Origin of the sequence: uncultured Salinicola sp. (genome assembly GCF_937921195.1) — a bacterium.
GTDB lineage: Bacteria > Pseudomonadota > Gammaproteobacteria > Pseudomonadales > Halomonadaceae > Salinicola.
Genome location: NZ_CALFQK010000078.1, coordinates 1 through 10,653, shown reverse-complemented (window position 1 = coordinate 10,653; position 10,653 = coordinate 1). Strand labels below are relative to the sequence as shown.

At 66.5% G+C, this 10,653-nt stretch carries 10 protein-coding genes and 1 pseudogene; 9 read left to right on the top strand and 2 right to left on the bottom strand.

What is annotated here, in order from left to right; genetic code table 11:
* A pseudogene (locus tag Q0602_RS06795) lies at positions 1–232 on the top strand (AMP-binding protein); the annotation flags it as partial.
* Positions 233–315: 83 nt separating this feature from the next.
* On the opposite strand, the gene Q0602_RS06790 reads toward Q0602_RS06795, so the two are convergent.
* A complete protein-coding gene (locus Q0602_RS06790) occupies positions 316–1,050 on the bottom strand; it encodes an SDR family NAD(P)-dependent oxidoreductase (RefSeq protein ID WP_295040292.1) in 735 nt (244 codons plus the stop codon).
* Positions 1,051–1,150: 100 nt separating this feature from the next.
* Between Q0602_RS06790 and Q0602_RS06785 the strand changes: the two genes are divergently transcribed.
* On the top strand, positions 1,151–1,495 hold the full coding sequence (locus Q0602_RS06785; protein WP_298840665.1) for a helix-turn-helix domain-containing protein: 345 nt from the start codon (positions 1,151–1,153) through the stop codon (positions 1,493–1,495).
* Positions 1,496–1,535: 40 nt separating this feature from the next.
* Here the strand turns inward: Q0602_RS06785 and Q0602_RS06780 are convergent, their stop codons facing one another.
* Positions 1,536–1,961, bottom strand: coding sequence for a hotdog fold thioesterase (locus Q0602_RS06780; RefSeq protein ID WP_298840662.1), 426 nt, complete (start codon positions 1,959–1,961; stop codon positions 1,536–1,538).
* Between the two features lie 306 nt (positions 1,962–2,267).
* Here Q0602_RS06780 and Q0602_RS06775 point away from each other — a divergent pair, with 306 nt between their 5' ends.
* From Q0602_RS06775 to Q0602_RS06745, 7 genes are all read left to right on the top strand, one after another.
* Complete coding sequence (locus tag Q0602_RS06775; RefSeq protein WP_295040287.1) at positions 2,268–3,653, top strand: GntP family permease; 1,386 nt, start codon at positions 2,268–2,270, stop codon at positions 3,651–3,653.
* A gap of 4 nt (positions 3,654–3,657) precedes the next feature.
* Positions 3,658–5,328: an acyl-CoA synthetase gene (locus Q0602_RS06770; protein ID WP_298840660.1), complete on the top strand. Its 1,671-nt coding sequence runs from the start codon at positions 3,658–3,660 to the stop codon at positions 5,326–5,328.
* A gap of 31 nt (positions 5,329–5,359) precedes the next feature.
* Complete coding sequence (locus Q0602_RS06765) at positions 5,360–5,827, top strand: MaoC/PaaZ C-terminal domain-containing protein (protein ID WP_298840658.1); 468 nt, start codon at positions 5,360–5,362, stop codon at positions 5,825–5,827.
* Positions 5,828–5,936: 109 nt separating this feature from the next.
* Positions 5,937–7,106: an isovaleryl-CoA dehydrogenase gene (locus tag Q0602_RS06760; RefSeq protein ID WP_298840655.1), complete on the top strand. Its 1,170-nt coding sequence runs from the start codon at positions 5,937–5,939 to the stop codon at positions 7,104–7,106.
* A 74-nt stretch (positions 7,107–7,180) separates the two neighbouring features.
* Positions 7,181–8,788, top strand: coding sequence for a carboxyl transferase domain-containing protein (locus tag Q0602_RS06755; protein ID WP_298840652.1), 1,608 nt, complete (start codon positions 7,181–7,183; stop codon positions 8,786–8,788).
* Between the two features lie 150 nt (positions 8,789–8,938).
* Entirely contained in the window at positions 8,939–9,799 is an 861-nt protein-coding gene (locus tag Q0602_RS06750; RefSeq protein ID WP_298840649.1) for an enoyl-CoA hydratase/isomerase family protein, read from the top strand.
* Positions 9,796–10,653, top strand: an 858-nt coding sequence (locus Q0602_RS06745) for a biotin carboxylase N-terminal domain-containing protein (protein WP_298840646.1), incomplete at its 3' end; no start/stop codon positions are given. The genes Q0602_RS06750 and Q0602_RS06745, both read left to right, overlap by 4 nt.

Sequence of the window (10,653 nt, the reverse complement as noted above, 5' to 3'; positions counted from 1 at the left end):
CAGGTACGGCGAGGCGGTGGCGGTGTGGGTCCGGCTGGTGGAGGGCGCCGAGCTCGACGAGGAGGCGATCCGCGCCTACTGTCGCGACCGTATCGACCACCACAAGATCCCGCGCTACGTCCGGTTCGTCGACGAATTCCCCATGACCGTCAGCGGCAAGGTGCAGAAATTCCGCATGCGTAAGGCCACCAGTCACGAACTGGGATTGGAGTCGCCATCGGGCACGGCCTGATCAACCGCCAAGTCGTGTCCCACCGCGACCCAGGCAACCGGCCACTTCGGATTGCCACACCACGACGATCGCACTCGATGACGCTATACCTGGGCGTAGCCGCCATCGACGAAGACCTCGCCACCGGTCATGTAGCTGCTGTCACTGGAAGCGAGAAACGCGGCTACCGCGGCCGTTTCGGCGGGATCCCCCATCCGTCCCAGTGGCGTTGCCTGCATCTGTCCGGTGAGGATGTCGTCGTTCAGTAGCCCTTTCACCGTGTCCGTCTCCGTCAGGCCGGGAGAGAGCACATTAACCCGAATACCGCTGCCTCGGAGATCCTGGGCCCAGCTCCTGGCGAGATTGCGAACGGCCGCCTTGGAGGCGCTGTAGACGCTCATTGCCGGCGTCCCCGTCACCCCCACCGTCGACCCCGTCAGAATGATCGAACTGCCGGCTGGCATCAGAGGCAGTGCCTTTTGCACCGTGAACAGCGTGCCCCTGACGTTGATATCGAACGTCCGGTCGAAATGCTCGGGTGTGATCGCACCGAGAGCCACCAGCTCACCGACCCCGGCATTCGCGACCAGGATATCGAGACTGCCCCTTTCGGATTTCACCGCCGAGAACAGGCGATCGAGATCTGCCGACTTCGTGACGTCGCCCCGGACGGCACGCGCATGGGAGCCGAGCTCGGCCACTGCCGCGTCGAGCGCTTCCTGTCTGCGCCCGAAGAGATAGACGAACGCCCCCTCCGCCGTGAAGCGCTTCGCCGTGGCCAGGCCGATTCCCGATGCGCCGCCGGTGATCACGGCGGTCTTTCCCTGTAGCTTACCCATCCGTCTGCACTCCTGGTATTGAGAGGAGGCAGGTTAAGAATTAACATTCTTTTCTACAAGTATGCACCTTTTGGTAAGTATCAAAATGAACGAGAAACCCTTGGCACCCTCGCCTTTCATCTGTGGTCTCGACGCCACGCTCCATGTCATGGGCGGCAAGTGGAAGCCGCTTATCCTCCACTTCCTGGCGGGTGGCTCGCTGCGCTACGGCGAACTGAAGCGCAGCATCCGTGGCATCAGTCACAAGATGCTGATTCAGCAGCTCAAGATGCTGGAGCGGGATGGCGTCGTGTCGCGGACGGATCACGGGGAGATTCCTCCCCGCGTGGATTACGCACTGACGCCGCTTGGCCACAGCCTGTGCGAAGCGCTCAGGCCACTGTGCAGTTGGGGAGACCAGCACACCGCGACGATCGCCGCCATGCTGGAAAAGCGCGAAGCGTAGCCACCCGCGCGTTCGGCCCTGGGTTGACGGCGTCAGTGAGTCAGCCCCGATTGACCACCGCCATGGTCAGCCGCGACATGCACACCAGCCGGCCGCGCTCGTCCTCGATGCGGATCTCCCACAGCTGGGTGGTGCCACCGATATGCAGCGGCCGGGCGCACCCCTCGACCCAGCCCTGGCGCACCGCGCGCACGTGGTTGGCGTTGATCTCCAGGCCCACCGCCATCTTGCTCTCGTCGGCCAGGCAAAGGTTCGCCGCAATGCTGCCCAGCGTCTCCGCCAGCACCACCGAGGCGCCGCCGTGGAGCAGGCCGTAGGGCTGGTGGGTGCGCGCATCCACCGGCATGCGTCCGCGCAGGCTCTCTTCACCCAGCTCGGTGAACTCGATACCGATATGCTCGACCAGCGTCCGCCGGCACTCGGCGGCGAGGGTTTCCAGGGAAGATTCGCGTTTCCAGATCGACATGACAGGGATCTCCGGTGACGACAGCGGAGGAGGCCGACGCCTCCCTCTTTAGGCTAGTTCTCGTATTAACACGTTGACGTTAACGTTAATCAATACCTATCGTCATCTCGTCTCGACGTGGTCCCGAATCGGGCAGGCGTGCTTATTCACACCCTTACCGGGACTTACCCACGACTTATCCACAGCAACTCTCAACCATAACAACGCCCATTCACAACGACGTCCATCCACAACAACGTCCATCCACAACAACAATGCTCTCGCTACCAGTCATGGTGACGGAGCTCCGACCAAGGCCATCGACCCATGAGTACACTGGCTATCGTTGTCTCGCTGATCCTGCTGATCGTCCTCGCCTATCGCGGCATCACCGTGCTGCTGCTGGCGCCGCTGATGGCGTCGCTGGCGGTGCTGCTGTCCGGGGAAGCCGGGCTGCTGCTGCCGATCTACACCGGCACCTTCATGAGTGCGCTCGGCGGCTATCTGATCAAGTTCTTCCCGCTGTTCATCCTCGGCGCCCTGTTTGGCCAGTTGATGGCCGATTCCGGCGCCGCGCATGCCATCGCCAACTGGATCATCAAGCGCCTCGGCACCCGCCACGTGGTGCTGACCGTGGTGCTGGCCTGCGCCATCCTGACCTACGGCGGCGTATCGCTGTTCGTGGTGGCGTTCGCGGTCTTCCCCATCGGCGCGGCGCTGTTCCGCGAGACCGGCACGCCCAAGCGGCTGATCCCCGGTGCCATCGCGCTGGGTTCGTTCACCTTCACCATGACCGCCCTGCCGGGGACGCCCGCGATCCAGAACGCGATCCCGATCCCGTTCTTCCAGACCACCAGTTTCGCCGCGCCGGGGCTCGGCATCATCGCCGGCTGCCTGATGCTGGGGCTTGGCACCTGGTGGCTGCAGTCCCGTGCCAGCAAGGCGATGCGCCAGGGCGAGGACTACGGCCATCACCCCAACGAGAAGATCGACGTCGCCGAGGTGCCCGTCATCGGCACCGTCGCCGCCTTCACGCCGCTGGTGATGGTGATCCTGCTCAACGGCCTGCTGACCTACTGGATTCTGCCGAGCCTCGATTTCTCGCAGCTGCCGGAAGCGCGCTTCGGCGCCCTCGATCCCAACTCGATGCTCGGGCTGTGGGCGATCATCATCGCGCTGCTGGTGTCGTGTGCCTGGCTGGTCGTCACCCGCTGGCGGCACTGGGCGGACCTCAAGGAGACCATCAACAAGGGCTGTTTCGGCTCGATGCTGCCGGTGTTCAACACCGCCTCCGAAGTGGGTTACGGCGCGGTGATCGCCAGCCTGGCCGGCTTCGTGGTCATCCGCGATGCGGTGCTCAGCCTCGCCCCCGGCAACCCGCTGATCTCCGAGGCGGTGTCGATGAACGTGCTGGCCGCCATCACCGGTTCCTCCTCCGGCGGCATGAGCATCGCCCTCAGCGTGCTCGGCGACGACTACCTGCGCATGGCCAACGCGGTCGGTCTCAACCCCGAACTGCTGCACCGGGTCGCCACCATCGCCGCCGGCGGCATGGACACGCTGCCTCACTCGGGCGCGGTGATCACGCTGCTGGCGATCTGCGGCCTCACCCACCGTCAGTCCTATCCCAACATCGCCATGGTCACCATCGTGGTGCCGATGATCACGCTGGTCGCGGTGATCACCCTGGGCACCCTGTTCGGGAGTTTTTGAGCCGATGAACGACGCCCAACCCACCGCACTGCTGACGCCAGGGGTCGAGTACGACCGCCTCTACGATGACTTCGCGTGGGAGGTGCCGGCGCAGTTCAATATCGCCGTCGTCTGCTGCGACCGCTGGGCGGAGGACCCGGAGCGCCTGGCGATGATCGAAGTCCACGACGACGGCAGCGCCCGCGAGATCACCTTCCTGGAACTCAAGCTCGGCGCCAACCGGCTGGCCAACAGCCTGATCGCCCACGGCGTTCAGCCCGGTGACCGCGTCGGTGTGCTGCTGCCCCAGCGCCACGAAACCGCGCTGGCGCATCTGGCCTGCTTCAAGCTGGGGGCGATCGCGGTGCCGCTGTTCAGCCTGTTCGGCCCGGAGGCGCTGCACCACCGGCTTGCCGACTGCGGCATGCGCGCCATCGTCAGCGATGCGCGCGGCATGGCGACGCTCGACGAGATCCGCCACCAGCTGCCGGCGCTGACCGCGATCTACACCGTCGATGCCGTGCCCGGGGCGGGCCGGCCCACCGCTGACGCGCTCGACTTCCACGCCGAGCTGGCCGCCGCCGGCGACGCCTTCGTCACCCGCGATACCCGCGCCGACGACCCGGCGCTGATCATCTACACCTCCGGCACCACCGGCAGCCCCAAGGGCGCGGTACATGGCCACCGGGTGCTGCTCGGCCACCTGCCGGGGGTGGAGATGTCCCACGACCTGTTGCCGCAGCCCGGCGACCGTTTCTGGACGCCGGCCGACTGGGCCTGGATCGGCGGCCTGCTCGACGTGCTGCTGCCGTCGCTCTACCACGCGGTGCCGATCGTCGCCCACCGCATGCTCAAGTTCTCGCCCGAGGCGGCGTTCGCGCTGATCGAGCGCCACCGCGTGCGCAACCTGTTCCTGCCGCCGACCGCGCTCAAGCTGATGCGCCGTGTCGAGCAGCCGCAACGCCGCTGGCGGCTCGACGTGCGCAGCGTCGCCAGCGGTGGCGAGTCCCTGGGCGAAGCGCTGCTGGCGTGGGGGCGGGAGACCTTCGGTGTCACCATCAACGAGTTCTACGGCCAGACCGAATGCAACATGGTGCTGTCGGCCTGCGCGTCGCTCGACGTGCACCGCCCCGGCGCGATCGGCAAGGCGGTGCCGGGGCACGAGCTGGCCATCGTCGATGCCGAGGGCCAGCGCCTCGCCGATGGCGAGACCGGCCATATCGCGGTGCGCTCGCCGGACCCGGTGATGTTCCTGCACTACTGGCAGAAGCCGGTGGCGACCGCGGCCAAGTTCGCCGGCGAGTGGCTGCTGACCGGCGACATGGGCTTTCGCGATGCCGAGGGCTACTTCACCTTCCTCAGCCGCGACGACGACGTCATCACCAGCGCCGGCTACCGCATCGGCCCGGCGCCCATCGAGAACTGCCTGCTGGGCCACCCGGCGGTGCGCATGGCCGCCGTGGTGGGCAAGCCGGACGAGCTGCGCACCGAGATCGTGGCCGCCTACGTGGTGCTCGCCGAGGACTGGGAACCCACCCCGGCACTGGTGGAGACGCTGCAGCAGCACGTGCGCTCGCGCCTGGCGGCCCACGAGTACCCGCGCGAGATCCACTTCGTCGACGAATTCCCGATGACCGCCACCGGCAAGATCGTGCGCAAGGCACTGAGAACGCTGGATCGCGACGAGACCCCATGAACACGCCCCTTCCGCGCCCTGGAGTGACCGCATGAACTTTGTCGGCAACGCCTTCGACGAGATCGCCATCGATGACACCTTCGGTCAGACCCTGACCATCACCGAGGCGCATATCGTCCAGGCCTGTGGCCTGTTCGGCGACTTCAACCCGCTGCACAGCAACGAGGCCTTCGCCAAACGGACACGCTTCGGCCAGCGCATCCTGCACGGGCCGATGACCTCGGCCTACATGACCGCCTCCATCGGCATGTTCTTCTACGCCACCGCCGAGGCCTATCTGGAGCACGCCTGCCGCTTTCTCTCCCCGGTCTTCGCGGGTGACACCCTGACGGTGAACTGGCGGATCGCCGAGCTGGTTCCCAAGCCCAGGCATCGCGGCGGTATCGCGGTGCTGGCGGGTAGTTGCTGCAATCAGCGCGACGAGGTCGTCGCCGAGGCCGACGGCAAGATCCTGCTGCTGGATCGTGAGGCGGTCAGCCACCCGAAGGGCATTCGATGAGCGGCATCTCCTAAGACCATGGTCGAGGGGCTCTAGCCGCATCTGAATATTGACGTTAACGTCAACGTATCAAGACGGAGAAGCTGTACCCGACAGCGAGGATGCCACCATGCACGCCCCCTATACCGAGCTCGATTTCGGGCTCGCCGACGAGCTGAACATGCTGCGCGAGCAGGTCAACGCCTTCGCCCGGGACGAGATCGCCCCGCGCGCGGCCCAGATCGACCATGACAACGCCTTCCCCGCGGATCTGTGGCAGAAGTTCGGCGACATGGGCCTGCTGGGAATCACCGCCGGCGAGGAGGATGGCGGCAGCGGCATGGGCTATCTGGCCCACTGCATCGCCATGGAGGAGATCTCCCGGGCCAGCGCCTCGGTGGGGCTCTCCTACGGCGCCCATGCCAACCTCTGCGTCAACCAGATCAAGCTCAACGCCACGCCCGAGCAGAAGGCCAGGTACCTGCCCAAGCTGATCAGCGGCGAGCACGTGGGGGCACTGGCGATGTCCGAGCCCGGCGCGGGGTCGGATGTGGTCTCGATGAGCCTGCGTGCCGACAGGCACGGCGATCACTACGTGCTCAACGGCAACAAGATGTGGATCACCAACGGCCCCGACGCCGACGTGCTGGTGGTCTACGCCAAGACCGACCCCGAGGCCGGCGCCAAGGGCATCAGCGCCTTTCTGGTCGAGAAGGGGTTTGCCGGTTTCTCCACCGCCCAGAAGCTCGACAAGCTGGGCATGCGCGGCTCCAACACCTGCGAGCTGGTATTCGAGGAGTGCCAGGTACCGGCGGAGAACGTGCTGGGCGAGGAGAACCGCGGCGTGCGCGTGCTGATGAGCGGGCTCGACTACGAGCGCACGGTGCTCGCCGCCGGTCCTGTCGGCATCATGCAGGCGTGCCTGGACGTGGTGGTGCCCTACGTCCATGAGCGCAAGCAGTTCGGCCAGGCGATCGGCGAGTTCCAGCTGATCCAGGGCAAGCTCGCCGACATGTACACCACGCTCAACGCCTGCCGCGCCTATCTCTACGCCGTGGCCGGCGCCTGCGACCGCGGCCGGGTCAGCCGCAAGGACGCCGCCGGGGTGATCCTCTACTGCGCCGAGAAGGCGACCCAGATGGCGCTGGATGCCATCCAGCTGCTCGGCGGCAACGGCTATATCAACGAGTACCCCACCGGGCGGCTGCTGCGCGACGCCAAGCTCTACGAGATCGGCGCCGGCACCAGCGAGATTCGGCGGATGTTGATTGGCCGAGAACTGTTCTCCGAATCGGCATAAATCAGCATCGAGCTTCGGGCTTCGAGCCTCGAACTGCTCGTAGCTCGTAGCTCGTAGCTCGTAAGAGGATTTCCATGGCCATACTGACTAGCCAGATCAACCCCCGCGCTGAGGCCTTCCAGGCCAACGCCCAGGCGCTGCGGGCAGAGGTCGACAAGCTCCACGCGCTGACCGCCAGCATCGCCCAAGGCGGCGGCGACAAGGCCCGCGCGCGGCACGAGTCCCGCGGCAAGCTGTTCGTCCGCGACCGGATCGACCATCTGCTCGACGAGGGCTCGGCGTTTCTGGAGATCGGCGCCCTGGCGGCGCACGAGGTCTACGACACCCCGGTGCCCGCCGCCGGCGTGGTCGCCGGCATCGGCCGGGTCAGCGGCGTGGAGTGCGTGATCGTCGCCAACGACGCCACGGTCAAGGGCGGCACCTACTTCCCGCTGACGGTGAAGAAGCACCTGCGCGCCCAGGAGATCGCCCGCAAGCATCGCCTGCCCTGCCTCTACCTGGTGGACTCCGGCGGCGCCTACCTGCCCGAACAGGACGAGGTCTTCCCCGACCATGACGACTTCGGCCGCATCTTCTACAACCAGGCCACGCTCTCCGCCGCCGGCATCCCGCAGATCGCGGTGGTGATGGGCTCCTGCACCGCCGGCGGCGCCTACGTGCCGGCGATGGCCGACGAATCGATCATCGTGCGCGGCCAGGGCACCATCTTTCTCGGCGGCCCGCCGCTGGTGAAGGCCGCCACCGGCGAGACCATCAGCGCCGAAGATCTGGGCGGTGCCGACGTCCATGCCAAGATCAGCGGTGTGGTCGACCACTACGCCGAGAACGACGCCCACGCGCTGCAGCTCGCCCGGCGCGCGGTCTCCCGGCTCAACTGGCACAAGCGCGGTCAGCTGGCGATGAAAAAATCCGCGCCGCCGCGGCTCGACCCGTCGGAGCTCTACGGCATTGTCGGCACCGACCTGCGCAAGCCGTATGACGTCCGCGAGGTGATCGGGCGGCTGGTGGACGATTCCGACTTCGACGAATTCAAGCGCTACTACGGCGACACTCTGGTCACCGGCTTCGCCCACTGGTGCGGCCATCCGGTGGGGATCGTCGCCAACAACGGCGTGCTGTTCTCGGAGTCGGCCCAGAAGGGCGCCCACTTCATCGAGCTCTGCGCCCAGCGCCAGATTCCGCTGATCTTTCTGCAGAACATCACCGGCTTCATGGTCGGCTCGAAGTACGAGCAGGAGGGCATCGCCAAGCACGGCGCCAAGCTGGTCACCGCCGTGGCCTGTGCCAAGGTGCCCAAGTTCACCGTGCTGATCGGCGGCAGCTTCGGCGCCGGCAACTACGGCATGTGCGGCCGCGCCTATGATCCGAACCTTTTGTTCATGTGGCCCAATGCGCGCATCTCGGTGATGGGCGGCGAGCAGGCCGCCAACGTGCTGGCCCAGGTGAAGCGCGAGCAGCTCGAACGCGACGGCAGCGACTGGCCGGAAGACGAGGAAGCGGCGTTCAAGGCGCCGATTCGCGAACAGTACGAACGCCAGGGCCACCCCTACTACGCCAGCGCCCGGCTGTGGGACGACGGCGTGATCGACCCGCTGCAGACCCGCGACGTGATCGGCCTGGCGCTCTCCGCCGCGATGAATGCAGAAGTCGAAGAGACAAGATTCGGCGTGTTTAGGATGTAGGCCCCTTGCTACGCAAGGGAGCTGGAAGCTTGAAGCTATAAGCTGGAAGTCTCTTCCCAACGCTTCGGCTACACGGTATCGGGAGTTCTTCCAGCTTCCAGGCGCGAAGCGCCGCTCTTCCAGCTTCAAGCTTTATTAACGAGGCCCCAGATGTCAGATATCACTTCCTACTCAAGACTCGAGATCGACTCCCGCGGCGTCGCGCGGCTGACGCTGGATCGGCCCGAGGTTCACAACGCCTTCGACGATGCGTTGATCCAAGAGCTCAACGCCCATCTCGAACGCCTGCACGCGCTGGCCGAGCGCAACGAGGTGCGGCTGGTGGTGCTGGCATCCGACGGCAAGCACTTCTCCGCCGGGGCGGATCTGCACTGGATGAAGCGCATGGTGGACTACGACTTCGACGACAACCTCAAGGATTCCCGCGAGCTGGCGCGGCTGATGCAGCAGCTGGACGAGCTGCCCTGCCCGACGTTGTGCCGGGTGCAAGGCGCAGCCTACGGCGGCGCGGTGGGGCTTGCCGCCTGCTGCGACGTGGTGATCGCCTCAGAAAGAGCGACGTTCTGCCTGTCGGAAGTGCGTATCGGCCTCTCGCCGGCGGTGATCAGCCCCTATGTCCAGCGCGCTATCGGCCCGCGCCAGATGCGCCGCTACGCGCTCACCGCCGAGGTGATCGACGCCGCCACCGCGCAGTCCTTGGGCCTGGTGCATGAGGTGGTGGATGGGCAGGAGCTGGATATCCACATCGACCAGACGATCGATCGGCTGCTCGCCGCCTCGCCCCAGGCCCAGCGCGCCACCAAGGCGCTGCTGGCCCGGGTCGACCAGGACCCCGGTTCCGATGCCACCCGTGAGCGCTGCTGTCGCACGATCAGCGAACTGCGGGTCAGCCGCGAAGGTCAGGAGGGACTCGCCGCCTTCTTCGACAAGCGACCACCCGCCTGGCAGCCCACCGGAGATACCCACAGGCATAAAGACGGCCATTCGGACAACAAGGAACCGCGCTCATGAGCCTGACAAATGCGCCTCGCCCGCTACGTTCGGTGCTGATCGCCAATCGCGGCGAGATCGCCTGCCGCGTGATGCGCACCGCCCGCCGCCTGGGGCTTCGCACCATTGCCGTCTACTCCGATGCCGACGCCAACGCGCGCCACGTGCGCGAGGCCGACGAGGCCGTGCGTCTCGGCCCCGCCCCCGCGCGGGAGAGCTATCTGAACGTCGCAGCGGTGATCGAGGCCGCCCAGCGCAGCGGCGCCGACGCCATCCACCCCGGCTACGGGTTTCTCTCCGAGAACGCCGACTTCGTCGCCGCCTGCGAGGCTGCCGACATCGTCTTCGTCGGGCCGCCGGCCAGCGCCATCGCCGCCATGGGCGACAAGGCGTCGGCCAAGGCGCGCATGTTTAAGGCCGGCGTGCCGCTGGTGCCCGGCTACCACGGCGAGGCGCAGGACGATGCCCTGCTCAGGGAAGAAGCCGGCAAGATCGGTTACCCGGTGCTGCTGAAAGCCAGCGCCGGGGGCGGCGGCAAGGGTATGCGGGTGGTCGAATCCGACCACGAGTTCCAGGCCGCCCTGGACGGCTGCCGCCGGGAATCCCGCGCCGCGTTCGGTGACGAGCGCATGCTGATCGAGAAGTACCTGACCCAGCCGCGCCACGTCGAAGTGCAGGTGTTCTGCGATAGCCAAGGCAACGGCGTCTACCTGTTCGAGCGCGACTGCAGCGTGCAGCGCCGCCACCAGAAGGTGCTGGAAGAAGCGCCGGCCCCCGACCTGCCTCCCGCGCTGCGCCAGCAAATGGGCGAGGCCGCGGTGCGCGCCGCCCAGGAGATCGGCTATGTCGGCGCCGGTACGGTGGAGTTCCTGCTG